The organism is Phenylobacterium sp. (assembly GCF_016793285.1).
Lineage (GTDB): Bacteria > Pseudomonadota > Alphaproteobacteria > Caulobacterales > Caulobacteraceae > Phenylobacterium.
The window spans coordinates 1-23,906 of record NZ_JAEUMO010000140.1; the positions used below are offsets into that span (position 1 = coordinate 1).

At 72.0% G+C, this 23,906-nt stretch carries 22 protein-coding genes and 2 pseudogenes; 8 read left to right on the plus strand and 16 right to left on the minus strand.

Going from position 1 to position 23,906, the window contains the following annotated elements:
• Window positions 1–136, minus strand: a pseudogene (locus tag JNL41_RS13165) (23S rRNA (adenine(2030)-N(6))-methyltransferase RlmJ); the annotation flags it as partial.
• A 65-nt stretch (window positions 137–201) separates the two neighbouring features.
• Between JNL41_RS13165 and JNL41_RS13170 the strand changes: the two are divergent.
• Window positions 202–1,209 (plus strand): DNA topoisomerase IB, encoded by a 1,008-nt coding sequence (locus tag JNL41_RS13170; protein WP_293475628.1) that lies wholly within the window; start codon window positions 202–204, stop codon window positions 1,207–1,209.
• Here the strand turns inward: JNL41_RS13170 and JNL41_RS22570 are convergent.
• Window positions 1,206–2,827: pseudogene (locus tag JNL41_RS22570) on the minus strand (carboxylesterase family protein). The gene JNL41_RS13170 and the pseudogene JNL41_RS22570 sit on opposite strands and share 4 nt — an antisense overlap.
• A gap of 81 nt (window positions 2,828–2,908) precedes the next feature.
• On the opposite strand from JNL41_RS22570, the gene JNL41_RS13185 reads away from it, so the two are divergent.
• The gene (locus tag JNL41_RS13185; RefSeq protein ID WP_293475631.1) at window positions 2,909–3,766 is read left to right on the plus strand and encodes an arylamine N-acetyltransferase; all 858 of its coding nucleotides are present in this window, start codon (window positions 2,909–2,911) and stop codon (window positions 3,764–3,766) included.
• Between the two features lie 8 nt (window positions 3,767–3,774).
• On the opposite strand, the gene JNL41_RS13190 is transcribed toward JNL41_RS13185, so the two are convergent.
• Window positions 3,775–4,194 carry a hypothetical protein gene (locus JNL41_RS13190; RefSeq protein WP_293475632.1) on the minus strand — a complete coding sequence of 140 codons (420 nt, stop codon included), beginning with the start codon at window positions 4,192–4,194 and terminating at the stop codon, window positions 3,775–3,777.
• A 33-nt stretch (window positions 4,195–4,227) separates the two neighbouring features.
• Window positions 4,228–6,228 (minus strand): TonB-dependent receptor, encoded by a 2,001-nt coding sequence (locus JNL41_RS13195; RefSeq protein ID WP_293475633.1) that lies wholly within the window; start codon window positions 6,226–6,228, stop codon window positions 4,228–4,230.
• Between the two features lie 62 nt (window positions 6,229–6,290).
• Here JNL41_RS13195 and JNL41_RS13200 point away from each other — a divergent pair, with 62 nt between their 5' ends.
• Window positions 6,291–7,034 (plus strand): SDR family oxidoreductase, encoded by a 744-nt coding sequence (locus JNL41_RS13200; protein WP_293475634.1) that lies wholly within the window; start codon window positions 6,291–6,293, stop codon window positions 7,032–7,034.
• A gap of 16 nt (window positions 7,035–7,050) precedes the next feature.
• On the opposite strand, the gene JNL41_RS13205 is transcribed toward JNL41_RS13200, so the two are convergent.
• The 7 genes from JNL41_RS13205 to JNL41_RS13235 form a co-directional block, all read right to left on the minus strand.
• The gene (locus JNL41_RS13205) at window positions 7,051–7,914 is read right to left on the minus strand and encodes a crotonase/enoyl-CoA hydratase family protein (RefSeq protein ID WP_293475635.1); all 864 of its coding nucleotides are present in this window, start codon (window positions 7,912–7,914) and stop codon (window positions 7,051–7,053) included.
• Window positions 7,915–7,930: 16 nt separating this feature from the next.
• A complete protein-coding gene (locus JNL41_RS13210; RefSeq protein WP_293475636.1) occupies window positions 7,931–8,842 on the minus strand; it encodes a glutathione S-transferase in 912 nt (303 codons plus the stop codon).
• A gap of 15 nt (window positions 8,843–8,857) precedes the next feature.
• Complete coding sequence (locus JNL41_RS13215; RefSeq protein WP_293475637.1) at window positions 8,858–9,655, minus strand: glutathione S-transferase family protein; 798 nt, start codon at window positions 9,653–9,655, stop codon at window positions 8,858–8,860.
• Window positions 9,652–10,278, minus strand: a complete 627-nt coding sequence (locus tag JNL41_RS13220; RefSeq protein WP_293475638.1) for a glutathione S-transferase family protein — start codon at window positions 10,276–10,278, stop codon at window positions 9,652–9,654. Before JNL41_RS13220 ends, JNL41_RS13215 begins: the two co-directional genes overlap by 4 nt.
• 98 nt (window positions 10,279–10,376) lie before the next feature.
• Window positions 10,377–11,183 carry an enoyl-CoA hydratase/isomerase family protein gene (locus tag JNL41_RS13225; RefSeq protein WP_293475639.1) on the minus strand — a complete coding sequence of 269 codons (807 nt, stop codon included), beginning with the start codon at window positions 11,181–11,183 and terminating at the stop codon, window positions 10,377–10,379.
• A 2-nt stretch (window positions 11,184–11,185) separates the two neighbouring features.
• Window positions 11,186–12,151, minus strand: coding sequence for an alpha/beta hydrolase (locus JNL41_RS13230; protein WP_293475640.1), 966 nt, complete (start codon window positions 12,149–12,151; stop codon window positions 11,186–11,188).
• A 96-nt stretch (window positions 12,152–12,247) separates the two neighbouring features.
• Window positions 12,248–12,721 (minus strand): DUF6491 family protein, encoded by a 474-nt coding sequence (locus JNL41_RS13235; RefSeq protein ID WP_293475641.1) that lies wholly within the window; start codon window positions 12,719–12,721, stop codon window positions 12,248–12,250.
• Window positions 12,722–12,859: 138 nt separating this feature from the next.
• Between JNL41_RS13235 and JNL41_RS13240 the strand changes: the two genes are divergently transcribed.
• From JNL41_RS13240 to JNL41_RS13250, 3 genes are read left to right on the plus strand one after another with little or no spacing between them, the layout of a single operon-like run.
• Window positions 12,860–13,672, plus strand: a complete 813-nt coding sequence (locus JNL41_RS13240) for an enoyl-CoA hydratase-related protein (protein ID WP_293475643.1) — start codon at window positions 12,860–12,862, stop codon at window positions 13,670–13,672.
• A 2-nt stretch (window positions 13,673–13,674) separates the two neighbouring features.
• Window positions 13,675–14,454, plus strand: coding sequence for an SDR family NAD(P)-dependent oxidoreductase (locus JNL41_RS13245; RefSeq protein WP_293475645.1), 780 nt, complete (start codon window positions 13,675–13,677; stop codon window positions 14,452–14,454).
• 3 nt (window positions 14,455–14,457) lie between these two features.
• Complete coding sequence (locus JNL41_RS13250; RefSeq protein WP_293475647.1) at window positions 14,458–15,438, plus strand: hypothetical protein; 981 nt, start codon at window positions 14,458–14,460, stop codon at window positions 15,436–15,438.
• Between the two features lie 81 nt (window positions 15,439–15,519).
• On the opposite strand, the gene JNL41_RS13255 is transcribed toward JNL41_RS13250, so the two are convergent.
• The 4 genes from JNL41_RS13255 to JNL41_RS13270 form a co-directional block, all read right to left on the minus strand.
• Window positions 15,520–16,125 carry a hypothetical protein gene (locus JNL41_RS13255; RefSeq protein WP_293475649.1) on the minus strand — a complete coding sequence of 202 codons (606 nt, stop codon included), beginning with the start codon at window positions 16,123–16,125 and terminating at the stop codon, window positions 15,520–15,522.
• 166 nt (window positions 16,126–16,291) lie between these two features.
• The gene (ppc, locus tag JNL41_RS13260) at window positions 16,292–18,928 is read right to left on the minus strand and encodes a phosphoenolpyruvate carboxylase (protein ID WP_293475650.1); all 2,637 of its coding nucleotides are present in this window, start codon (window positions 18,926–18,928) and stop codon (window positions 16,292–16,294) included.
• A 67-nt stretch (window positions 18,929–18,995) separates the two neighbouring features.
• A complete protein-coding gene (locus JNL41_RS13265) occupies window positions 18,996–19,430 on the minus strand; it encodes a hypothetical protein (RefSeq protein ID WP_293475651.1) in 435 nt (144 codons plus the stop codon).
• Window positions 19,431–19,482: 52 nt separating this feature from the next.
• The gene (locus JNL41_RS13270; RefSeq protein WP_365698253.1) at window positions 19,483–21,084 is read right to left on the minus strand and encodes a Na+/H+ antiporter; all 1,602 of its coding nucleotides are present in this window, start codon (window positions 21,082–21,084) and stop codon (window positions 19,483–19,485) included.
• A gap of 155 nt (window positions 21,085–21,239) precedes the next feature.
• Here JNL41_RS13270 and JNL41_RS13275 point away from each other — a divergent pair, with 155 nt between their 5' ends.
• Window positions 21,240–21,626 (plus strand): DUF5367 family protein, encoded by a 387-nt coding sequence (locus JNL41_RS13275; RefSeq protein WP_293475652.1) that lies wholly within the window; start codon window positions 21,240–21,242, stop codon window positions 21,624–21,626.
• A 17-nt stretch (window positions 21,627–21,643) separates the two neighbouring features.
• On the opposite strand, the gene JNL41_RS13280 is transcribed toward JNL41_RS13275, so the two are convergent.
• Window positions 21,644–22,315 (minus strand): bifunctional 4-hydroxy-2-oxoglutarate aldolase/2-dehydro-3-deoxy-phosphogluconate aldolase, encoded by a 672-nt coding sequence (locus JNL41_RS13280; RefSeq protein WP_293475670.1) that lies wholly within the window; start codon window positions 22,313–22,315, stop codon window positions 21,644–21,646.
• Window positions 22,316–22,540: 225 nt separating this feature from the next.
• Between JNL41_RS13280 and JNL41_RS13285 the strand changes: the two genes are divergently transcribed.
• On the plus strand, window positions 22,541–23,527 hold the full coding sequence (locus JNL41_RS13285) for an NADPH:quinone oxidoreductase family protein (RefSeq protein WP_293475654.1): 987 nt from the start codon (window positions 22,541–22,543) through the stop codon (window positions 23,525–23,527).
• Window positions 23,528–23,906: the final 379 nt, after the last annotated feature.

Consider the following 23,906-nt stretch of genomic DNA (forward strand, 5'->3'; position numbering starts at 1 on the left):
GCCCGCGCCCGGCGTGCGTGTCGATCACGGTCAGGGGCCCGCCGCCCTTCGTCAGCTCGGCCAGCAGGCGCAGCAGCGCGGCGTGCTTCACCAGGTCGGCGAAGTTCCCGGCATGGAAGGCGTGGCGGTAGTTCAAGTCGAGGGCTCCGGAACCGGCTTCGCGCATACCACGTTGCGGCCCCGCTCGAAGAGGGGTTCGGGATGGCCGACGACAGGAGCGTGCCGGAGAGGCCGCAGGGCCTCTCCTACGTGAGCGACCAGGATCCCGGCATCCGGCGCAGGCCGGCCCGCCACGGCTTCGGCTACCGCGACGCGCAGGGGAAATCCGTCACCGACCCGAAGACCCTGGAGCGCATCCGCGCCATCGTCATCCCGCCCGCCTGGACCGACGTCTGGATCAGCCCCAAGGCCAACGGCCACATCCAGGCCACCGGCCGCGACCGGCGGGACCGCAAGCAGTACCGCTACCACCCGCGCTGGAGCGCGACCCGCGGCGAGGCCAAGTACGGCCGCCTCACGGCCTTCGGCCGCGCCCTGCCCAGGCTCCGCCGCCGCGTCGCGGCCGACCTCGCCCGCCGCGGCCTGCCCCGCGAAAAGGTGCTGGCCGCCGTCGTCCGCGTGATGGAGGCCACGCTCGTCCGCGTCGGCAACGAAGAGTACGCCCGCGCCAACCGGAGCTTCGGCCTGACCACGCTGCGCGACCGCCACGTGAAGATCGCCGGCGGCAGGGCGCGCTTCGAGTTCAGGGGCAAGAGCGGCAAGGCCCATGTCACCGGGTTCAACGACGCCCGCCTCGCCCGCGTGGTGAAGGCCTGCCAGGACGTGCCCGGCCAGCGCCTCTTCCAGTACCTCGACGACGACGGCCGGCGGCGCGCCGTCGAGAGCGCCGACGTCAACGCCTACATTCGCGAGGCCATGGGCGGGGACTTCTCGGCCAAGGACTTCCGCACCTGGGCCGGCACCGTCGCGGCCGCCCGCACCCTGGTCATGCCCGAATGCGCCGACGTCGCCGCCGCGAAGCGCAACCTCCACACCTGCGTGAAGGCCGTCGCCGGCCTCCTGGGCAACACCGCCGCCGTCGCCCGCAGCGCCTACATCCACCCGGCCGTGCTCAGGGCCTACGAGAAGGGCCGGCTGGACCTGAAGCCGACGTTGAGCCCTCGCGCCTTCGAGGTCGCTGTCCTGAGGTTCCTGGAAGCGAACGCCTAGCCCCGCCCGTTCGCCATCTGCTGCGAGCCGTAGCCCAGCATCAGCTTGCGCTGTTCGGCGCGGACGTCGCTCACCATCCGGCAGGTGTCGTCCAGCACCATCGTCGGCCGGGTCTGGCTGTCATACGGCGTCCACTTCGGCACGCCCGGCGCGCTGGGCGCCCCGTCGCGGGCGAAACTGGCCCAGAGCGCAGAGACCTTGTCGGCCAGCGCCTGCGCTTCTCGCGTCAGCGGTCCCACGATCCCCTCGCCGTGCTTCAGGCTGTCGAAGACGAAGGGGATCTCCTCGGCGTGGGGCACGAAGTAGCGCCCGTCCGCCACCGGCGTCGGCCGTTCGAAGCTGTAGTAGTAGGTCTTCGCGCCGCCCGCGTCGGCCCGCATCCCCGCCTGGATCGTCGAGTCCAGGAAGTAGCTGCGATCCGTCGCGGCCATGTAGAGCAGTTCGGCGTTCGAACGGCCGGGGAAGAAGCCTCTGTAGGCCTTCGCCAGCGCCTCGCCCTCCCCCTTCTGCCAGCGCTCCAGATGCTTCGGCAGGTCTGTGTCCGACAGCGTGTCCATCGCCGGATTCACGCCCAGGAAGCCCGACTGCTCGGTGCGGCACGTCCCGATCATCACCGGCACGTTCCGCGACATCGCCGGCGCGGCGGGATCGAACGGATGCGTCGGCAGGCTGGGCGTGCCGGCGACCGGCATCCATTGCTCGTCCGGCCCCATCGCCTTGGCCTGCGCCGCCTGCAGGGCCGGCAGCGGGACCTCCTGCAAGTGCGCCGCGTCGCTGGGCGCGATGTCGAGCGCCTTCAGCAGCCGCCGCGCCTTGGCGTCGCCGCTCTCGAGGCTGTCGACGCGGATCTGCGAGCCGCTCTGCACCACCGCGCGCTGGTAGAGCCCTGCGCCGGCGTCGTGCTCAGCACCATCGTCGTCTTGCGCCCACCGCCCGACTGGCCATGCACCATCACCCGCCGGGGATCGCCGCCGAACCGTTCGATGTTGTCGCGCACCCAGCGCAGCGCCGCGATGCAGTCCAGCGTGCCCACGTTGGAGCTGTCGGCGAACCGGGGATCGAGGCCGCCCAGATGGCAGTAGCCGAAGACGTTCAGGCGGTGGTTGATCGTCACGACCACCACATCCTGCTTCCGCGCCACGTTGGTCCCGTCGTACCACGGCGACGAACCCGAGCCGGTCGAGAAGCCGCCGCCGTGGATCCAGAACATCACCGGCCGCTTCGCCTGGTCGGTCGCCGGCGTCCAGACGTTCAGGATCAGACAGTCCTCGCTCTGCGCCTCGGGCGCGCCGCGATAGAGGCTGGGATAGGGCCCCACGGCCCGCCCCGGCGTCGCGCCGCTGCCCTGCGCCGTCGCCGGGCCGTAGACGAGGCAGTCCCTCACGCCGGTCCAGGACTTCGGCGGCTTCGGCGGCATGAAGCGGTTCGCGCCGGCCGTCGTGTCGCCATAGGGTATCGCCTTGAAGACCTTCACGCCGCCCGCCTCGTAGCCCCGCACCTTGCCGGCCGCGGTCTCGACCACCGGCCCGGCCGCCTGCGCGAACGCCGTCGGCGCGATGAGCGCGCCTGCGCCCGTTCCCAGCACCAGCCGCCGGCTCATCGCCTGGTCGATCGCCATCGCTTCCGCCCCATACCGTTGTTTCGATCAGACTAACCGCTGGCGCGCCAAACGCGAAGTGGACCGCCGCGACGCCGTCGAATGGCTCTGGCGACGCCCCGCACCCGCCCTTACCTCTGCCGCATGGACCTGCAGGCCTACTTCGACCGCATCGGCTACACGGGCGACGCCCGGCCCGACCTGGCGACGCTCAGGGCGGTGCATCGCGCGCACGCGCTCGGCGTCAGCTACGAGAGCTTCGACGTCCAGTTCGGAACCCCGCTGACCCCCGACCCGGCCGCCGCGTTCGACAAGATCGTCCGGCGCGGCCGCGGCGGCTGGTGCTACGAGATGAACGGCGTCCTCGGCGCGGCGCTGGACGCGATCGGCTTCGAGGTCACCCGGCTGGCGGGGGGCGTGCATCGGGCCACGCGGGGCGACGACGCGGTCGGCAACCATCTCGTGCTGATGGTCGACGTGAACGGCGAACCCTGGATCGCCGACGTGGGTTTCGGCGACGGCCCGCGGGAGCCCTTCCCCCTGCGCGAAGGCCCCGTGATCTCAGATGGTTACGCCTACAGGCTCGAGCAGCTAGACGCCGGGTGGTGGCGCTTCCACAACCACCCCCTGGGCGGCGCTCCGAGTTTCGACTTCACGACGCGGCCGGCCGATCCGGCGCTGCTGGCCCGGGTGTGCGGCGAACTCCAGACCTCGCCGCAATCGCCGTTCGTCATGGTCGCCATCGCGCAGCGGCACATGCCCGACGAGATCCGGATGCTGCGCGGGCGGCTCTTCCGCCGCGTGAAGGCCGACCGCAAGGACGAGCATCTGATCCCAGACCCCGACGCCTTCGTGGCACTGCTGGCGCGCGAGTTCGAGTTGGAGCTGCCGCAGGCCGCGGCCCTGTGGCCGACGATCTGCCGTCGCCATGAGGAGTTGTTCCCGGACGCGCCCGCGTAGGGGGCCGCTCAGCCCGCCGCGGCGTCGCGGCGCGCCGCCAGCGAACCGCCGATCAGGGACGCCAGCAGCCCCGCGCCCAGCGAGACGGCGAACACCGGCGTGAACAGTTGCGCCGGCGTCGCCATCGGCAGGCCCACGGCGATGTCGATGACGGCGTAGGCCGCCCAGATCGTCGCCGCGAACAGCAGCGCGTGCCGCCCGGGCCGCCGGCGGCCGAGAACCCAACTCGCCAGGCAAAGCAGCGCCGCGCCGCCGAGCGGCGCCGTCAGGGCCGCGATCTTCGGCGCGCCCGCCTGATAGTAGGCCGCCTCATGGCCCGGATCGACCAGCAGCGACCAGGCGAAGATCGCCGCCGTCGTGACCAGCATGTTCAGCGCCAGGACCAGGACCGCCGTCCCCAGCGCCTTGGGATAGTCGATCGGCTGCATCGCATCCTCCCCGGAGCCAGGCGATGCTAGCGCCTACCGACGATACGTGAAGCCCACGCGGAAGGTGCGCGGCGCGGCATAGCTCTCGACGCCGTCGGCCGTCTCGCCGACCTCCAGCTTGCCGCCGGCCAGGTTCTCGGCGGCCGCGAAGGCCTCGACGTTCGGCGCGAACCGCCAGGTCGCCCGCGCGTCGAGCTGCACGCCCGCGCCAAGCCGGCGGCTGTTAAGGTCGTCCTCGAAGCGCATGCTCTCGTAGCGCAGGTCCGCCGAGAGCCGCACGGCCTCCGCCACCCGCCAGTCGATCCCGCTCGTCACGGTCCACTTCGGCGTCTGCGCCGGGCGCAGGCCCGTCAGTTGCGGCGCACTCGTCCCGCCATGCACCTCGGCGTCGGTGTAGGCGAAGGCCGCGCGCCAGGTCGCCGCCTCGGCCACCGCACCGAACGCCTCGCCCTCGACGCCCCAGGCCTCGATCGCGCCGGCGTTCTGACGCTGCCGCAGAGTGCCGCCCGCCGGGATCACGCCGGCCACCGGATGCGTCGCCGGGCCCACCAGCAGGGTCACGTTGGTGATCGGGTCCTTCAGCCGGTTGTAGAACACCGTCCCGCGCCAGCGGACCGGCCCCTCGCCGTCCAGCCCCGCCTCGATGCCCGTCAGCGTCTCGGGCTTCAGGTCCGGGTTGGCCTCGGTGATGTCGTTGCCGACCCGGAACGGCCGGTGCAGCTCGTTCAACGTCGGCGGCCGGAAGCCTGCGTAGGCCGCGCCGCGGACGTAGATCCCGTCCGCCGCCTCGTAGCGCACGCCGAGGCGGCCCGTCGGGGTCGTATCCGAGCGGTTCGGCGTCGCCAGGTTCAGCGTCGTCGCGCCGGTCTGCGCGTCACGCTCCAGCCGCTGGGCGTCGTAGGCGCGGCTGCGGTCGAGGCGGACGCCGCCGGTCACCAGCCACGGGCCTTCGTCCAGCGCCGCCTCGGCGTAAGCCCCGACCACCGAGGTCTTGCCGCCCGCCTCGCGCAGCCGCGTGAAGGTCCCGTTGAGGAACCGGAACTTCTCCCGCTCGGTCCCGTCGGTGAGGCGCGCGTCGACGCCGACCTCCAGCGCCGCCGGCCCCTGCATCCACTGCCAGGCGGCGTTGACGCCGTAGCCGCGCGCCGGGGTCGAGTACTGGTCGTTGGCGGGCGTCGTCGTCGCGCGGTTGGCGGCCACCGCCACCGAACTGTTCTCCAGGTCCGACGTGCGCACCCAGCCCTGCAATCGCCACCCGCCGACGCCCTCGCTCGCCGGCTGCGCCAGGGTCAGCGTCGCGTTCGTGCCCGAGGCGTTGGAGCGCGCCCCGCGCAACCCCGCGTTCTGGCGCACCGTGAACGCGCCGAGCCGCAGCGCCGTCTCGATGCCGCCGAAGTCGTGCTGGAGCCTCAGCGCCACAGAGCCGTCGCCCAGCTTCAGCTTCTCGTCCGCCGCCCCGCGACGGGGTCCGCGCACGGCGTAGTAGCCGTCGGTGTGCGACGCCGCCGCCGTCAGCAGCCAGCCCGGCCCGCCGCCCGACGCCGCGGCCCGGAAGCTCTCGCGTTCGCCGGCCGAAAGCTCGGCCACCGCCACCCCCTCGCCCGCGCCGCGTTCCGACAGCGCGATGACCCCCGTCAGGGCGCCCGCGCCGTAAGGTCCCGAGCCGGCGCCGCGGATCACGTTGGCGCTCTCGATTCCCTCGCTCGGCAGCGCGCTCCAGATCACCCAGCCGCCGAACGGGTCGTTCTGCGGCGCGCCGTCCAGCGTCACCAGCGCCCGACCGGCGCCCGACGGCGCGATCGCGCGCAGCGACAGGCCCTGCGTCGTCGGATTGGCGGCGCCCGAGTTCGTGCGGCGGAACAGGGAGACGCCGGGCGCGGTCTTCAGGGCCTCGTCCAGGCGCGGCTCCGCACGGAGCGCCGCGGGCAGGATCTGCACCGCGCTGAACGCGGCGTCGCCCCCCAGCGGCGCCAGCCGCGGCGGGTGGACGATCACGATCTCGACGTCGGCCGGAGGGGGCGGCAGAGCGGGCATGATCTCTCGTAGGTGTGGTGCGGCCAGGGCAGGAGGGCTACTGACGCCCGAGGGAGAGCGCAATGGCTAAGGTCGCGATCGTCACCGGCGCAGGCACAGGGATAGGGCGGGCTGTGTCCCTGGCGCTACTCAATTGCGGATGGTCCGTCGCCCTGGCCGGCCGCCGCGAGGCGGAACTGGCCGGGACCGCGGCGCTGGGCGAAGGCGCGCCGTGCCTGGTCCACCCGACCGACGTCGCCGAGGAAGCCTCGGTCGATGCGCTCTTCGCGGCCACGAAGGATCGCTTCGGCCGCCTCGACCTGGTGTTCAACAACGCGGGCTCGGGCGCCCCGCCCACGCCCCTGGAGGACCACAGCCTCGAACACTGGAAGCGCGTCGTCGACGTCAACCTGACGGGCGCGTTCCTCTGCACCCGCGCCGCGTTCCGGCTGATGAAGGATCAGGACCCCCGCGGCGGGCGCATCATCAACAACGGCTCGATCTCGGCCCACGCCCCGCGTCCCCGCTCGATCGCCTACACCGCCACCAAGCACGCGATCACCGGCCTGACCCGCTCCACCGCGCTGGACGGCCGCGCCTACGACATCGCCTGCGGCCAGATCGACATCGGCAACGCCGCCACTCCGATGACCGCCCGCATGGCCGGCGGCGTACCCCAGGCCGACGGCACGCTGAAGCCGGAGCCCACCATGGACGTCCAGGCCGTCGCCGACGCCGTCGTCTACATGGCCGGCCTGCCGCTTTCCGCCAACGTGCAGTTCATGACCGTGATGGCCACGCAGATGCCGTTCATCGGCCGCGGCTGAAGCCGGGGAGGCGCGCCTACTGCGAGGCGCCGAACGGAACCGGCGCCGGCGTCTCGACCTCGGTGTCGGCGAAGCTCGGCGCCCGCTTCTGCATGTTGGCCATCACGGCCTCCACCTGGTTCGGCGAGCTGATCAGCGCCACCTGCTCGCGGCTCTCCTCGATCAGGATCTCGGACTTGCCGGCCTCGTCGGCCATGTTCAGCAGCCGCTTCGCCGCGCGGATCGCGTGCGGGTTCTTGGCGGCGACCTCCCTCGCATAGGCCAGCGCCTCGGCGTGCGGGTCGGCGCAGACGCGGGTCGCGAGGCCCATCTGCAACGCCTCCTCGCCCGAGAAGATCCGGCCCGAGTAGGTCAGGTCCCGGGCCACGTCGTCGCGCACCAGACCGCGCAGCAGCGCCATGCCGGCCATGTCGGGGATCAGGCCCCAGCGGATCTCGAACACCGACAGCTTCGCGTCCGGCGTGACGAAGCGCAGGTCGGCCGAGAGCTGCAACTGGTAGCCGCCGCCGTAGGCCACGCCATGCACCGCCGCGATCACCGGCACCGGGATCTCGCGCCAGACCATCACCGCGTGCTGCGCCCGGTTCGAGCCGCCGGCCGTGCGGTTGGCGGTGACGAGATCGCCGCCCGCGCTGCTCTGCCCCCCGGAGCGGGCGCCCGACGCCATCGCGCCGAAGTTCGACGTGTCCAGGCCCGCGCAGAACGACTTGCCGTCGCCCGAGAGCACCACGGCCCGCAGGCCCGGCTCGCGCTTCAGCCGCTCGCCGGCCTGGATCAGCCCCTCGAACATGGCGTTGTCCAGGGCGTTCATCTTGTCGGCGCGGTTGAGGCGCACGTCGGCGACGCCGCCTTCGATGGTGATGCTCACGCGGTCGTTCATCGTCTCGGTCCTCTCTTCAGCGCTTCGCCAGAACGTAGCCGGCGCGCGGGAAATGCACATGCGCGACGTCCAGCTCGCCGCATTCGCGGGCCAGGGTCACGCGGTCTCTGGAGAGCCCCACGAGCACGCCCTCGACGGGGTCGCGCCCGTAGTCGTCGGCCTGGACGACCACCCGGTCGCCCTTCCTCACGCCCGACGGGTCGTTCGGATCGCAGGCCACGTCGTCGCTGGGTTCCGACCTCGCCGCGACGGCCAGCGCCTCCGCCGGCGGCATCTCGCTGCGCCTGCCGTGGCCGATGCCGCGCACCCGCTCGGCCCAGGCCCTGGTGCGGTCGAAGCCCGCCAGCAGTTCGTCGGTCGTCCTGCGCGCCGCCCCGCCCGCCCACCAGACGTTCATCCAGGCTGCGACGTCGGCCAGCGACGGTGTCGCGCCGCCCAGGAAATCGCCGCCGCCCAGGCCGTCCTCCAGCCACGCCGCGAACGCCCGCCACTGCGCCCGCGCGAACGGGGCTGCGGCCTTCATCGCCGCCACGTCGAACGGCCGGCCCGACAGCTTCTCGCGGTCGTCGGCGAACGCCTTGGGGATGTTGTCCCCGATCTCGGCGAAGATCACCGCCACCGACGACTGGAACCACATGCGGTCCGCCCAGAGGTTCACCGCCCAGTCGGCGCCGCGCGCCACCGGCGGTTTCGGATGCCGCCGCTCGATCTCGGCCAGGATCACCTGGCTGTCGCAGTAGACGTCGGCCCCGATCTGCATCACGGGGATGCGGCGGTAGCCGCCGGTCAGCGGGATCAGCTCCGGCTTCGGCATGATCACCGGCTGGATCACCGAGCGCCACGCCAGGCCCTTGATGCCCAGCATCAGCCGCACCTTCTCCGAGAACGGCGAGGTGTCGTAGTGGTGCAGGATGATCTCGGCGGTCATCTACGGGTCCCCACGTCAGCCGAACTGCGGCGCGAAGCGGATGTTGTCGCGCGCCAGGCCCTTCACGACCACGTCGAGGCCGCCGGACTTGATCATCCACTCCAGGCGGTGATCGCGGTATTCGCGCTTGAAGAGGCCCTTCTCCACCAGCTCGGCGACGTTGGGCATGGTCGGGCCGTTCGCGTTCAGCGCGGCGATGTCGGCGACGCAGGCGGCCACCGACGGGCGCGCGTTGGCCCGCGCCAGCCAGGTTGCCAGCTTCGTGCCGGCGGCCGGCGGGTTGCCCTGGCCCACCGAGCCGTTGACGTAGGGGACCACCGACAGGTCGCCCCAGCCGAACGACGCGCCGTTGAACCACTCGCGGTCGCCGAGCTGCTTCTCCAGCCAGGCGTAGAAGGCCTGCGTCTGCGCCTTCGCCGCCGCGAGCAGCGCCTCGGCCTCCGCGCCCTTGGCGCGGCCGAACCAGCGGATCTCCGAGATGCCCCAGTTGATGGCCTCGAAGTGAGTGTCCATCACCTCTTCCAGCATCCGCACCCGCGCCCGCTCGGACGCCGACGCCGGCCGCATCGCCGGGTCGGGATAGGCGTCGTCCAGGTATTCCAGGATGATGGTGGAATCGAAGACGCGGACGTCGCCGTCCACCAGCGCCGGCACCTCGGCCCGCGGGCTCGCCGCCACGAAGTCGCCGCCCGCGCCGCCGGCCCCGAGCCCGCCCGGCATCGGCGTCTCGAATGGGAGGCCCTTTTCCCGCAGCGCGATCTTGACCTTCTGGGCGTAGGGCGAGAGCGGGTGGTCGTACAGCGTGATCGTCATGACGCCTGCGCCTCCGTCTTCTGCGCGGCCTTGGCGGCCTTGAACCCGTCGCGGGCCGCCAACCGGTCCCAGTAGGCGTGGATCGCCGGCGAGAACTTCACGTCGAGCTTTAGCTGCTTTGCGAGCAGCAGCGCGTAACCCACGGAAATGTCGGCCGCCGTGAACCGCCCGGCGCACAGCCAGTCGCCCTTCTGCAGCGCGCGGTCCACCTGCCGCAGCCGGCTCAGGAACCACTTGGCGTAGTCGTCGGCCACCACCTCGGCCCGCCCCGGCTCGAACTGCCGGTAGCGCAGCACCAGCGTCTGCGGGAACGTCAGCGTCGCCTCGCCGAAGTGCAGCCAGTTCAGCCACGCGCCATAGGCCGGATCGTCGGGCGGCACGGCCAGGTCGCTCGGCCCGTAGCGGGTCACGAGATACTGCGTGATGGCCGCGCTCTCGGTCATGAAGGTGTCGCCGTCCTTCATCGCCGGAATGGTCCCGAGCGGATTGATCTCCAGGTACGCCGGCTCGCGCACCCGCGGCGGGAACGGCAGCAGGTGCAGCCGGTAGGGCAGCCCCAGTTCCTCCAGCGTCCACAGCGGCCGGAACGAGCGCGCGTCGTCGCAGTGCCAGAGCTCGATCACCAGCGCCGTCCTTCTGCTCCTCCCACCCTACCCTCCTCCGTCGAGGAAGAGGGCTGTGAGTTCAAACGATCACTCCCGGAGGGCGGCATTTCAGACCCTCAGCCTTCCCGACGCGAGTACACCGGCCTGCGCTTCTCCAGGAACGCCGCGACGCCCTCGCCGAAGTCGCCGTCCGAGCTGGCCAGGATCTGGTTGCGGTCCTCCATCGCTATGGCGGCCTCCAGTCCCTGCGCGTCGATGGCGTGGTTCAGGCACTCCTTGGTGAGCCGCAGCCCCAGCGGGGTCGCGTGCAGCATGTCGTCGACGTAGCCCTGCGCCTCGGCCTCCAACTGATCCTTCTCGACGACCTTGTTGATCAGTCCCAGCTCATGGCCGCGCCTGGCGTCGATGAAGCGGCCGGTCAGCATGTACTCGGCGGCGATCGACGCCCCGACCATCCGCGGCAGGAAGTAGCTCACCCCGATGTCGCAGGCCGACAGCCCGATGCGGATGAAGGCGGCGTTCATGCGCACGTTCGGCGTCGCGATCCGGATGTCGCTGGCCAGCGCCAGCGCGAAGCCGCCGCCGGCCGCCGCGCCGTTCACGCAGGCGACGATCGGCTGCGGGCAGCGCCGCATCGCCATCACGATCTCGCTGATCTCGCGCTGGCTGGTCAGCCCCGCGCCGATCGAGCGGCGGCCGTCGCGGTTGCCGCTGCCGGTCGTCTCCTTCAGGTCCAGCCCGGCGCAGAAGGCGTTGCCCGCCCCCGTCAGCACCACCACGCGCACGTCCTTGCGCCAGTAGAGGTCGACGAAGAATTCCCGCAGGTCCTTCACCAGCCCGCGCGACAGCGCGTTCAGCCGCTCGGGCCGGTTCATGGTGGCCCAAATCACGTCGCCGTCCTGGCGCAGTTCGAGGTCGGCCATGATCAGAGTCCCTTCAGCCAGTCGACGAGCAGGGTGTTCACCTCGGCGGGCCGCTCCTGCTGGGTCCAGTGGCCGCAGCCGCTCAGCACGTGGACGCCGCGCAGGTCGGTGACCTGCGTCCTCATCAGCGCGCCGGGGTCGGGGATGCGGCCGAAGCCGTTGAACGCCGGGTCGCGGTCGCCGCCGATCAGCAGTGTCGGCATATCCAGTTTCCGGCCCTGGAACTGCTGCAGCCAGGCGAAGTCGCGCTCATGGTTGCGGTAGCGGCTGATCGGGCCGCGGAAGCCCGACCGCTCGAACTCGCCCACGTAGTAGTCGAGATCCGCCGCCGTCAGCCAGGCGGGGAACTGGCCCGGATCCTTCATTCCCTCCAGCAGGCTCGCGCCGTGCTTCTTCATCGGCCACGAGCCGTCGGGCGCCTCGCCGGCGATGCCGAAGTAGAACTTGCGCAGGAAGTCGCGGACATCCTTCTCCGCCTCCGCCTCGGGCGGGCCGACCTCCTGGAACCAGGCCTGGTAGAAGAACAGGCCCTTGTCGGTGAAGAGCTCCTTGAAGATGTCCGTGAAGGGCCTGGTCGGGACCCCGGTGAACGGCACCGACAGTCCCGCCACGGCGCGGATCGCGTCGGGCCGCGACAGCGCGGTGTTCCAGACGATCGGCGCGCCCCAGTCATGGCCGAACAGGATGGCCGGCGCATCGGGCTGCAGCGCCCTGGCGACCCCCGCCACGTCGGCCGTCAGGCTCTCCATGTCGTAGGCTTCGATCGGATGCGGCTTGTCCGAGCCGCCATAGCCGCGCACGTCGATGGCCGCGGCCGTGAACCCCGCCTGGGCGACCGGCCCCATCTGGTGGCGCCAGGAGTACCAGCTCTCCGGAAAGCCGTGGACCATCAGGACCAGCGGCCCCTCGCCCTCCACGGCGACGCGGATCCTGGCCTGGCCGCTGTCGATGGTGCGGAATTCCGCCATGCGCGCCTCCCGAACGCTTGTCCGGCGCCATGCTTCGTCCGCCCGGCTGGGGCTGGCAAGACTGACCGTGCGGCAGGCTCGCGGCCGGTGCGGGGCTCAGCGCGCGGCGGCGCTCGTCAGGGCGGCCAGCTCCGTGGCGGTCAGGCGCCGGACCTGCTCGATCCTGCACGTCTTGGAGCCGGCCGCGGTCTTGAGCACCAGCGTCGCCGGCGCGCCACCCGCACACACCTCCTGTCCGATGGCGGACCGGACGCTCAGCTTCTCGGCCGCCTTCAGCGCGCCGCAGCCTTCGGACATCTCGAGACGGAAGATCCCGCTGCCCCGGCTCTGGACGTACACGACCCGGTCGCCGACGCGGTTCGCGCCGGTGACGGCGCGGCCGTTGAAGCACATCTGCCGGCGCGTCTCGAAGCCCGGCAGATTCGTCGTCGCGATGTCGTTGTACGAGAGGAAGTTCGAAGGCGTGCCCATCGACGACGGCGGCGCTGGGGCCGGGGCGCCGTCCTGCGAGAACGCGGGCGCGGAAACGGCGAGGACCAGGGCGGCGGCGAAGAACGAAGCAGCTCTCATTCCCAATTCCCGGAGAACAGGTTCTGCGAAAGCCTACAGCCAGGGCCGTTGCGGGGGAAGTCGGCGGCCGCAGTGACCGGGCGTCACCGTTGACCTTGTCCGGCGCCGGGCGAAGCATGCGCCGCGGGAGGACCATCAATGCCCAGCCTCATGGAAACCGCGGCCGGTTTCGAGCACACGCTGGTGACGCTCGAAGACCACGTCGCGACGATCGCGCTGAACCGGCCGCACCGGCGCAACGCGCTGAACTTCCCCGCCTACGACGAGCTGGAGAAGAGCCTGCGCCTCGCCGCCGCCGACCCGGAGGTCCGCTGCGTGATCCTGACCGGCGCCGACCCTGCCTTCTGCTCCGGCGACGACGTCGGCGAGATCATGGCCGGCCCGAAACCGGTCTCCCGCGCCCCGATGCCGGTGACCTTCACCGCCACGCCCGCGGCCATGGCGGCGCTCGAGTGCGACAAGCCGATCATCGCCGCCGTCAACGGCGCCGCCGTCGGCTGGGGCATGGAGCTGGCGCTCTTCGCCGATATCCGCGTCGCCTCGGAGAAGGCGAGGTTCGGCGAGCTGTTCGTGAAACGCGGCCTCGTCTGCGACGTGGGCGGCTTCTACCGCCTGCCCGCCATCGTCGGCCCCGCCAAGGCGGCCGAACTGCTCTTCACCGGCGACATCTTCGACGCCGCCGAGGCGCTCCGCATCGGCCTCGTCACCCAGGTCACGCCGCACGACGGCCTGCTGCCCGCCGCCCGCGCCCTGGCCGGCAGGATCGCCGCCAACCCGCCGCTGGCCGTGCGCCACCTGAAGGCGGGCCTCACCAAGTACGCCTACGGCGACCCGCGCGAGATCGGGGCCTGGGCCATCGAGAAGATCCGCCTGCTCATGCAGACGGAGGATCACAAGGAAGGCGTCGCCAGCTTCATGGAGAAGCGCGAGCCGGTGTTTCAGGGGCGGTAGACATGAGTGAAAGCAGAACCGACGTGAGGACCGTCCGGGGCCTCGTGGCCCTCGTCACCGGCGCCGGCAGCGGCATGGGCGAGGCCACTGCGCAGGTGTTCGCCGCCGACGGCGCGCACGTCGCCGTCACCGACGTCACCCTGGATCGCGCCCAGCCCGTCGCCGACGCGCTCACGGCCAGGGGCCTCTCCGCCCACGCCTGGGCCCTCGACGTCTCCGACCCCGAGTCCATCCGCAGGGTGATCGCCGAGGTCGTCGAGCGCTTCGGGGGGCTGGACAGCGTCGTGAACAACGCCGGCATCTCGGCCTTCTCGCCGATCGACTCGGCCGACTACGACGCCGTCTGGGACCGCGCCGTCTCGGTGCTGCTGACCGCCCACCAGCGGATCATCCGCGCCGCCCTGCCCCACCTGCGCAGGTCGAGGGCCCCGCGCATCGTCAACATCGCGTCCACCGAGGCGCTGGGCGCAACCAGCCGCGACAGCCCCTACTCGGCCGCCAAGGCCGGCGTCACCGGCCTCACCCGCGCGCTGGCCGTCGAGCTCGGCCCGGAAGGCATCACGGTCAACTGCGTCTGCCCCGGCCCGATCATGACCGGCATGACCCAGAACATCCCCGAGGCCGACAAGCAGACCTTCGCCAGGCGCCGCACCGCCATGCGCCGCTACGGCCGCCCCGAGGAAGTCGCCCACGTGACGCTCAGCCTGTGCCTGCCGGCCTCGTCCTACATCACCGGCGTCACCATTCCCGTTGACGGCGGCCTGATGGCGCGCAACGCCTGACGCATGGCGGCGCGCGCATTCCTGATCCTGGTCCTCGTCGCGGCGACCGCCGCAGAGGCCCAGACCTATCGCGCCCCGCGCACCGCCTACGGCCAGCCCGACCTGCAGGGGCAGTGGGACAACGACTCCATGACGATCCTGCAGCGGCCCAAGGGCTTCGCCGCGCTCGTCGCCACGCCCTACGAGGCCGCCGCCTACGAGGCCAGGCGCTTCGGCCGCTACGACAAGGTCATCGCCCCGGTCGACCCGAACGCGCCGGCGCCGGAACTCGACAACGTCCAGGATGACGACCGCTTCGAGAAGCCCAACGGGCTGGCGCGCGTCCTCGGCGAGATCCGCTCGTCGCAGATCGTCGATCCCGCCGACGGCCGCCTGCCCTTCACGCCGCAGAGCCGCGCGGCCGCGGAAAAGGCGCTGAAGGACGAGGAGGTCTACGACGATCCCGAGGCCCGTCCGTTCGACGAGCGCTGCCTGCTGGGCGGCGGTGGCGGCGTCGCCGCCCCGATCACCAACCGCGACCACCTGCTGATCGTCCAGACCCGCGACGCGGTCGTGCTCTCGGGCGAGCAGAACCACGAGGTTCGGATCATCCGGCTGAACACGCCGCACCTGCCCGCCGTCATCCGTCCGTGGATGGGCGACAGCGTCGGGCGCTGGGAGGGCGACACCCTGGTCGTCGAGACGGCCAACCTCAGCCCCAACGACCGCTGGCGCTGGAACGCGGGCGACTGGATCCCCCTGTCCTCCGGCGCCCGCATCGTCGAGCGCTTCGCCCGCACCGCGCCCGCCGAGCTGATCTACAGCTTCGTCGTCGAGGATCCCGCCAACTACACCCAGGCCTGGCGCGGCGAGCACCCCTACCGCGCCAGCACCGCGCGGACGTTCGAGTTCGCCTGCCACGAAGGCAACTACGCGCTCGCCAACATCCTGGCCGGCGGGCGCGCCAAGGACCGCGAAGCCTCCGCCGCCAAAGCCGCGCCTTAGGGCCGCCGCGACGCGGGCGCCCAGGCCTGGAGCTCCCCGCGACTCACCCCCGCGAATGCGGGGAATGAGCGGGTGTGGCGGTCAGTCCTTCTTCCCCAGGCCCAACCGCTCGCGCAGGCCCTTCTTCGGCTTCTCGGCCTTGGGCGCGATGGGCAGAAGCGTGGGCTCGGGCGCAGTCTTTTCCTCGGCCGCCAGGGCGGTCGGCGGCGGCGGGGCCTCTGCGGCGGCGACGGTCTGGACGCCGGCGTCGCGGTCGCAGCGCTGGTCGCGCTCCTTCGTTTCGAACACGGTCACGGTGGCCACCGGCTGGAGCCCCGGCTTAGAGGTCGACAGGAAGGCCGCGACGGCCCGACGGCCCGGGAGGTTGCAGAACGTCTCGCGTGACGCCCAGCGGCCGGGCTCCCAGCGGGTCTTCGCGGGGCTGAATATCTCGGCCCGACGCTTCAGCGCCACCATGACGGCGTCGCGGATCAGCACCGGCTCGCCGGCCGTCACCCTGACCGTGCAGCTCACCGGGTCCTTGCCGCGCCGGATGGTCACGTCGTCGCCGTCGATGTCCTCGACCGGCGCGTTGTCGATGATCGCCGAGAGGCAGGCCGCCGTCGCCGAACGCGCCTCCTGTGCCGGCTCGGCGTGAGCGCAAACCGGCAGGGCCAGCAGAACGGGGACGAGAAGAAGTGCGCGCATGAGGCTCCGTTGGCCGACCATCGCGGCAAGGATATGGCAGGCCACCGGGGGGACCATCGGCCTTCGTCGGCGCGTCAGCGCCTCTCTCGATTCAACCCCGGCATACAGCATGCACACGAACGCGCTCGTGATGGTTCGAGCGGACGGGGCCTCCAGCGACCCGCCATCACCCCGTATTGCGCAGGCCCGCGGCGACGCCGGCCACCGTGAGCTGGATGGCGAGCTTCAGTTGCGGGTCGTCGTCGCCGGCCCGGCGGCGCGCCAGCAGCTCCACCTGCAGGTGGTTCAGCGGGTCCACGACCTCGGCCGCCAGCGACACGGACTCGGCCATCTGCGGATGGTTGTCCAGCAGCCGGGTCCCGCCGCGGATCGCCAGCACCAGCTCGATCGCCCGGCCGTGTTCCGCCCTGATGCGCTCGAAGATCGCCCCGCCCTTCGGATGCAGGGCCGCGTACTTCGCGGCGATCGCCATGTCGGACTGGGCGAGCGCCACCTCCATGTTGGAGACCATCGCCGCGAACACCTGGTCGGCCAGCAGGTCCTTCAGGTCGGCGACCGACAGCCCCGCCTTCGCGGCCCCGCCGGCGAAGCCGAACCAGGCCGGCAGCATGAAGCGCGCCTGCGACCACGAGAACACCCACGGGATCGCGCGCAGGTCCTCGATGCGGCGGCTCTTGGTGCGCGAGGCCGGCCGGCTGCCGATGTTCAGCCCCACGATCTCCGAGATCGGCGTGGCGCCCCAGAAGAAATCCTCGAAGCCCGGGTCCTCGTAGACCAGCTCCCGATACGCCGCGAACGACGCCTTGCTCAGCGTCTCGAGCGCGTCGGCGCAGCCGGCGTCGCAGGGCGCTTCGTCGGGCCGCGCGCTCGCCATCAGGGTCGCCGCCGCCAGGCTCTCCAGGTTGCGCATCGCCGTCGACCGCTCGCCGAATCGGCGCGAGATCATCTCGCCCTGCTCGGTCACCCGGATCCGGCCCTTCACGGTTCCCGCCGGCTGCGCCATCACCGCCTGCGCCGCCGGTCCGCCGCCACGGCCCACCGACCCGCCGCGGCCGTGGAAGTACCAGAGGTCGACGCCCGCGCGCCGCGCCTGCGCCGACAGCACGCCTGCGGCCTTGGCGACGTTGTGCCGCGAGGCCACGTAGCCCCCGTCCTTGTTGCTGTCGGAATAGCCCAGCATCACCTCGCGCCAGTGGACCTCGCCGAACAGCGCCGGCGGCAGCGGCAGCGCCAGCCACTGGCGCAGCAGCTCCGGCCCGTGCTCCAGGTCGCCGATGGTCTCGAGCAGCGGCGTGATCCGAACGGCGCTGCGGCCCTTGTCGCCGCCCTGCACCAGCCCCGCCTGCTTCAGCAGCACCAGGGGCTCCAGCACGTCCGACAGGCTCGCGGTCTTCGAGATGATGTAGGCGCCCAGCGCCTTCTCGCCGTACAGCCGCACCACCTCGGCCGCGGCGTCCAGCGCGCCCAGCTCGCGGGTGGTCTCCTCGCTGTAGTCCAGGAACGGCGAGCGCAGCGGCCGGTCGTGGCTGAGCTCCTTCGACAGCACCCGGACACGCTCGGCCTCGTCCGAGCCCAGGTAGTCGATGTTCACGCCGGCCCGCACATAGAGCTCGTGGATCATCCGCTCGTGGACGTCGGCGTTCTGGCGCAGGTCCAGCGACAGCAGGTGGAACCCGCACGCCCTGGCCACCGCGATCAGCGTGCGCAGGCGCGCGCCCACCACCCGCTCGCCCAGGTGCTGGCGCACCGACTGGCGCACCGTCTCCAGGTCGGCCACGAACGCCGCGGCGCTGGCATAGGGCGTCGTCCCGCCCCAGTTGCCGCCGGCGATGCGGTCGGCGGTGGCCGCCAGGCGGTCCCAGATCTCCTGCAGCGCCTTGCGGTAGGGTTCGTCCTCCCGATGCACCGAGGGGTTCGCCGTCACCTCCGCCAGCGCGATCACGCCGGGGCTGGCCGTGGTCAGCTCGCCGCTCACCGCCATGTCGAACCACAGCCGCCGCACTTCGTCGGAGTAGTGGTTCAGGATCAGCCGCGCCTGCGACTTCAACGCCAGCTTCAGCGTCTCGCCACTCACCCCCGGATGCCCGTCGCGGTCGCCGCCCAGCCACGACCCCAGCGTCAGCGGCGTCGCCGTCTCGAACGCCTCGCTCCAGCCGTCGTAGGCGTCGGACAGCGCCGGCAGGATCGACTCCCGCACGATGGCGAGCGTGTTGCGGATCTCGTCGGCCGGCGTGATCCGCTCGGGCCTGTGCATCCGCGCCTTCCAGAGCAGGCACATGGCGCGGAACAGGTCGTCGCGCAGCCGCGTCTCCTCGGCCGCCGTCAGCCCGCCCTCGGCGCGCCGGGCCATCAGTTGCGAGATCTCGGCCTCGCGCTCCACGATCGCGCGGCGGCGCACCTCGGTCGGGTGCGCCGTGAACACCGGCGACACCGCCATCCGCGGCACGATCCGCCCCGCGGCCCTGGCGCCCACCCGCCCGGCCGCCTCGACCAGGGTGGACGGCAGGTCGCCAGAGGCCTCCTGCCTGCGCCCCGCCACGTCCTCGCCGAGGTTCAGCAGGATGGACTGGCAGGTCAGCGCCCGGGCCAGATAGACCGCCTGGTCGGTCCGCAGGCCCGAGAACAGCGCCTCCAGCGCCTCCTCGTCGTCCTGCTGCGCCACGCCCTGCGCGCGGCGGACCAGCGCCGCGGCGTCCTCGCCGTCGAGGTAGCGGATGACCTCGCCCAGCAGGTCCTCGAGGTAGTGGACGGCCTCGCCGGCGCCGCGTTCGACATGGGGCGGAGCGAGCTTGGCGTCCATCATCCCGGCCCTCCGCTCGCCGGCGCCGCGAGCATATGGCACGCCCGCCGACCCTCGGCCAGGACCGCCCCTACGGCGCCCGCGCCGGGCTCGGAATGTAGGTTTTGTGGCAGCCGTTGCAGGCATTGTAGACTTGGTCGCCGCCGATCGCGAACGCCGCGTCGACGTCCCTCGCCCGCGCCGCCGCCTCGCCCTTCTCGCCGCCCTCGATCAGCAGCCGGGAGAATTCGTCCCACCGCCCCGGCCGCGAGTGCTGGAGCAGGCGCCTGCCGCCCGCCTGCAGCGCCTGCGCCCCCGTCACCGCCGCGGCCCAGCGCGCCTCGGCCTCGGCCGGCGTCTCGTTCTCGGGCGGATCGTTGCCGCCGGCCCAGAACGCGAGCGCGGCGGGGTTCACCCCGGTCGCCATGATCGCCTGCACGGCGATGTCGTGGTCCGCCACCTGGGCGCCGGCCGCGGCGGCGGCGAAGGCGAAGACGAGAGCGAGAGCAGGAAGGACGCGGCGCATCGGGCCAGCCTAAGGCCGCGCCCCATCCGGCTGAACCGAAAAATCCGGCCGCTCAGCCCGTGTAGCGGGCCTCCAGCAGGTCGATGTCGCGGACCAGCCTGCGGGCGAGGTCGTCCTCGATCTCGCGGGCGCGGGCCCGGCGGTAGATCTCGTCGCGCTCGGCGCCCAGTCCCACCAGCCGCAGGCGCCGCTCGATGCCCTCGATCTTGTGCCGCTGCGCGGCCGTCTCCCGGGTCTCCACCCGCCCGTCGATGCGCGCGCGGTAGCTCTCCATGATCCGCACCGACGCCTCGGTGTAGAGGTCGGCGTCCGCCTGGCCCGCGCCCATCGCATGCTGCTCGTCCTCGATCGCCTGGATCGCGGCCTGCGCCGCGGCGACCCGCGCCTGGTCGATCTCGGTCTGCCGCGACGGCTCGGGCGGCAGCTCCAGCCCCTTCAGCACCCGCGGCAGCCCGATGCTGGCCACCAGCAGCGAGACCAGGATCACCCCGGCCGCCAGCGCGATGGCGAGGTCGCGGGCCGGGAACGGCGTCCCGTCGTTCAGCGTCAGCGGCAGGGTCAGCACGCCCGCCAGCGTGATCGCGCCGCGGACGCCCGCGAACGACATCGCCAGCATCAGCCGCCGGCTCACCCTGGCCGCCGGCTCGCCGCGGCGCCGCGCCTTGAAGATCGTCAGCTTCAGCGAGGCCCACACCCACGCGAACCGCATCGCCCCCAGCGCCGCGCTGATGGCCAGCACATAGACCAGCAGCCACCAGGGCTCGGCGTGGCCCGAGGCCAGCACCGTCTGGCTGGCGGAGTTCCAGAGGCCGGGCATCTGTTCGCCCAGCAGCACGAAGATCACGCCGTTCGCCGCGAACTGCACCACGTCCCAGACGGCCGCGCGGCGCACGCGGGTGGCCGCCAGCGCCTGCCCCGTCTGCTCGGTGAAGCCCATGGTCACGCCCGCGGCCACGGCGGCCAGGATGCCCGAACAGTGGAAGTGCTCGGCCACCATGTAGGCCCCGAACGGGATCAGGAGGCTCACGAGGATCTGCGCGCTGGTGTCCTCGCCCAGCCGCCGGCTGATCTGCTGCTTGGCGAACGAGACCGCCCAGGTCACGCCGACGCCGATCGCGATGCCGCCCAGCGCGAGCCACAGGAACGTCAGCAGCGCCTCCTGGATCACGAACGAGCCGGTCAGCATCGCCGCCACGGCGAAGCGCATGCAGACGAGGCCCGAGGCGTCGTTCAGCAGCGACTCGCCCTCCAGGATGTGCATCACCCGCTTGGGCAGCGGCGCGCGCGACGCGATGGCCGACACCGCGATCGGGTCGGTGGGCGAGACCACCGCGGCGAGCGCGAAGGCCACCGGCAGCGGCATCGCCGGGATCAGCCAGTGGATCAGGAAGCCCACGCCCACGACCGTCAGCGCCACCAGGCCGATCGCCAGCTCCAGCACCGTGGCCCGGTCGCGCAGCAGGTCGTCCTTGGGGATGCGCCAGCCGTCGAGGAACAGCAGCGGCGGCAGGAAGAGCAGGAAGAAGAGTTCGGGATCCAGCTCCACGGTCGGGACCACGGAGAGCGCGATGGCCACCCCCAGCGCGATCTGGACCAGCGGCAGCGGCAGCCGCGTGAACCGGGCCAGCGCGCCGCTGACCACCACGGCCAGCAACAGGAACAGGATCGTGGTGACGGAACTCAGAGGCGCCTCCCTTGCCCCCTGTTAGCAGACTCGCGCCGCGGCCAGCCCCGGCGAACGGTCACGGTTGTGTCAGGACGCCGCGCAAACCGCTAAGCTCGCCGCAAACGCGCCAGGGGGCAGACGTCATGACGGCCAAGGAACTGGGCGTGCTCGCCCTGCTGGGGTTCGGCGTCTGGCTGGGCGGGGCGGTCACGTTCCGCTTCGGCGGCGGGCTGCTGTTCGAGAACGGCCCCCTCGTGCTGGCGGCGAGCGCGGTCGGCATCGCCGTGACCGTCTGCATCCTGCTCCGCTCGATCATGACCTGGCGCGGGTCGCCCGACGCCGAGGCGGTGACGGTCGCCGTGGCCATGGCGATCCCCGGGCTCTTCGGCGACGTCGCCTATACCCTGGCCTTCGCCCCGATCACCGGACTCTCGCCGCTGACCGCCGGCCCCTACGCCGCCATCATCCTTTTCGGCAACGCCTGCCTGCTGGCCTATGCGCTGTGGATTCAGCAGCGGGCGCGCGCCTGATCTGCGGCGCGGCGCGCCTATCCGCCGCGGACGCGCCTGATGAGCTGGACGGTGTCGCGCACGCGCGCCGCGATGCCGGCGTAGTCCCCCGCGTCCAGCAGCGCCCTGGTCACCAGGTTCGAGCCCATGCCGCAGGCCACGATGCCGGCGTCGAACCAGGGCTTCAGCGACGCCTCCGTGACGTCCACCCCGCCGGTCGGCATGATCTTGCTCCACGGCATCGGCCCCAGCACCGCCTTGACGAACTCGGGCCCGCCCACCGTCGAACCGGGGAACAGCTTCACGATCTCGCAGCCCAGTTCCTGCGCCTGGCTGATCTCGCTCGGCGTCGCGCAGCCCGGCGAGTACGGGATCATGCGGCGGTTGCAGATCCGCGCCACCTCGGCGTTCAGCACCGGCCCCACCACGAAGTTCGCCCCGTGCGCCAGGTAGACGCCGGCCGTCGGCGCCTCGACGATCGAGCCCACGCCCATGATCACGCTGGGGTCGGCCCTGGCGAAATGCTTCGTCACGTCGCGGAAGACCTCTGCCGCGAAGTCCCCGCGGTTCGTGAACTCGATGCACTTGGCCCCGCCGTCGGCGCAGGCCTGGATCACCTTCACGCAGACCTCGGGGTCGGCATGGTAGAACACCGGGATCACCCCCTGCTCGACCATGGCGTTCAGGGTGACGAGGCGGTCGCGGGGCATGCGGGTCTCCTGGTTGGCCCGCGCCCAGCGCGCCGGCCAGCCGCCGTCCGCCGGGACGATGGCGCCCCGCATGTAATCCGACAGCCGGCCCGCCAGGAAGTCCGGGCGCGGCGCGGCGACTGCATCCCTGCGGCGTAGGGCCTGCCGTCCACTTGCCTATCGACTTCCCGGGCGTAAGAGGCCCACTCGCAGGCCCGGGCGGCAGCAGATCGGAGGGCGCCACATATGCGACGGGTCGAAGCGGGCGCGCTCAATTCCATCGCCGACTACCGCCTGATCGAGGCCGCCCCGCCGCGCCCTGGCCCCGGCCAGGTCCTGATCAAGGTCGGCGCCTGCGGCGTCGGCTACGTCGACGCGCTGGTGGCGCTCGGCCGCTACCAGGTGAAGCCGCCGCTCCCCCACACCCCCGGCCAGGAGGTCGGCGGCCGGGTCGAGGCCATCGGCGACGGCGTCACCGGCCTCGCGCCCGGCGACCGCGTGATGGCCGCCGTCCGCGGCGGCTTCGCCGAGTGCGCCCTGGCCCCGGCCCAGGCCGTCACCCGCATCCCGGACCGCATGACCTTCGCCCAGGCCGCCGGCTTCCGCGTGAACTACCTCACCGCGCTCCACGGCCTCGCCGACCGCGCGGCCCTCAAGCCCGGCGAAACGGTGCTCGTCTTCGGCGCCGCCGGCGGCGTCGGCTCCGCCGCCATCCAGGTCGCCAAACACCTCGGCGCCCGCGTCATCGCCGCCGCCTCCACCGACGCCAAGCGCGCCTTCTGCGCCGACATCGGCGCCGACCTCACGATCGACACCGCCCCCGAAGGCTGGCGCGACCGCCTGAAGGCCCTCCTGGGCAAGACCTCCCACGGGGGCGTCGTAGACGTCGTCTTCGACCCCGTCTGCGGCCCGCTCTTCGAACCCGCCTTCCGCTCCCTGGCCTGGAACGGCCGCCACCTCGTCGTCGGCTTCGTCGGCGGTATCCCGGCCCTCCCGGTCAACCTCCCCCTCATGAAAGGCGCCGCCCTCACCGGCGTGGACGTCCGCCAGTTCCTCCTCTTCCAACCGGACCTGGCCGCGAAACACCTCACCGACCTGCTGGGATGGGTCGCCGACGGCAACCTCACCCCGCCCGAAGGCCGGGCGTTCGCGTTCGGGGAGTTCGCGGAGGCCCTGGAGTTCGCCCTGACGGGCGGCGGGATGGGCAAGACCGTCCTCCACCTCCCCGACTAGGCTGGGATAGGGCCGCCGGGGAATACAGGGGAATACCGGGAATACGCGAGGGAATACGGGGGGAATACGGGGACAGGGGAATACGGGGGGAATACGGGGACAGGAGCAATATTCCCCGACCGGATGCCGATGGGGTTATGGGGATAGGTATCGTGTCCCCGAAACCTTCCTAACCTTCCTGACCTTCCTGGGTACATTGCTCCTGTCCCCGTATTCCCGCGCCGGCGCCCAGGCCCCCATCACGGGCGGCCGCGCCACTCCGAGCCCGCCTCGCCGGCTCGACCACCACGATCCTTGCGCCACCGCGACCCGCCGGCCTGCCCGGCCTGACCACCCGCCGCGCCACCGGCCCGCCCTGAGCTATTCCCCCTCAGAACGT

Excerpts from the sequence above, each read along its gene's own strand:
- JNL41_RS13275 (WP_293475652.1), top strand. The coding sequence starts at position 21,240 with ATGACGGCCAAGGAACTGGGCGTGCTCGCCCTGCTGGGGTTCGGCGTC.
- JNL41_RS13280 (WP_293475670.1), bottom strand. The coding sequence starts at position 22,315 with ATGCCCCGCGACCGCCTCGTCACCCTGAACGCCATGGTCGAGCAGGGG.
- ppc (WP_293475650.1), bottom strand. The coding sequence starts at position 18,928 with ATGATGGACGCCAAGCTCGCTCCGCCCCATGTCGAACGCGGCGCCGGC.
- JNL41_RS13230 (WP_293475640.1), bottom strand. The coding sequence starts at position 12,151 with ATGGCGGAATTCCGCACCATCGACAGCGGCCAGGCCAGGATCCGCGTC.
- JNL41_RS13255 (WP_293475649.1), bottom strand. The coding sequence starts at position 16,125 with ATGCGCGCACTTCTTCTCGTCCCCGTTCTGCTGGCCCTGCCGGTTTGC.
- JNL41_RS13250 (WP_293475647.1), top strand. The coding sequence starts at position 14,458 with ATGGCGGCGCGCGCATTCCTGATCCTGGTCCTCGTCGCGGCGACCGCC.
- JNL41_RS13200 (WP_293475634.1), top strand. The coding sequence starts at position 6,291 with ATGGCTAAGGTCGCGATCGTCACCGGCGCAGGCACAGGGATAGGGCGG.
- JNL41_RS13195 (WP_293475633.1), bottom strand. The coding sequence starts at position 6,228 with ATGCCCGCTCTGCCGCCCCCTCCGGCCGACGTCGAGATCGTGATCGTC.
- JNL41_RS13240 (WP_293475643.1), top strand. The coding sequence starts at position 12,860 with ATGCCCAGCCTCATGGAAACCGCGGCCGGTTTCGAGCACACGCTGGTG.
- JNL41_RS13245 (WP_293475645.1), top strand. The coding sequence starts at position 13,675 with ATGAGTGAAAGCAGAACCGACGTGAGGACCGTCCGGGGCCTCGTGGCC.
- JNL41_RS13205 (WP_293475635.1), bottom strand. The coding sequence starts at position 7,914 with ATGAACGACCGCGTGAGCATCACCATCGAAGGCGGCGTCGCCGACGTG.
- JNL41_RS13285 (WP_293475654.1), top strand. The coding sequence starts at position 22,541 with ATGCGACGGGTCGAAGCGGGCGCGCTCAATTCCATCGCCGACTACCGC.
- JNL41_RS13190 (WP_293475632.1), bottom strand. The coding sequence starts at position 4,194 with ATGCAGCCGATCGACTATCCCAAGGCGCTGGGGACGGCGGTCCTGGTC.
- JNL41_RS13235 (WP_293475641.1), bottom strand. The coding sequence starts at position 12,721 with ATGAGAGCTGCTTCGTTCTTCGCCGCCGCCCTGGTCCTCGCCGTTTCC.
- JNL41_RS13225 (WP_293475639.1), bottom strand. The coding sequence starts at position 11,183 with ATGGCCGACCTCGAACTGCGCCAGGACGGCGACGTGATTTGGGCCACC.
- JNL41_RS13170 (WP_293475628.1), top strand. The coding sequence starts at position 202 with ATGGCCGACGACAGGAGCGTGCCGGAGAGGCCGCAGGGCCTCTCCTAC.
- JNL41_RS13265 (WP_293475651.1), bottom strand. The coding sequence starts at position 19,430 with ATGCGCCGCGTCCTTCCTGCTCTCGCTCTCGTCTTCGCCTTCGCCGCC.
- JNL41_RS13215 (WP_293475637.1), bottom strand. The coding sequence starts at position 9,655 with ATGACGATCACGCTGTACGACCACCCGCTCTCGCCCTACGCCCAGAAG.
- JNL41_RS13185 (WP_293475631.1), top strand. The coding sequence starts at position 2,909 with ATGGCTCTGGCGACGCCCCGCACCCGCCCTTACCTCTGCCGCATGGAC.
- JNL41_RS13210 (WP_293475636.1), bottom strand. The coding sequence starts at position 8,842 with ATGACCGCCGAGATCATCCTGCACCACTACGACACCTCGCCGTTCTCG.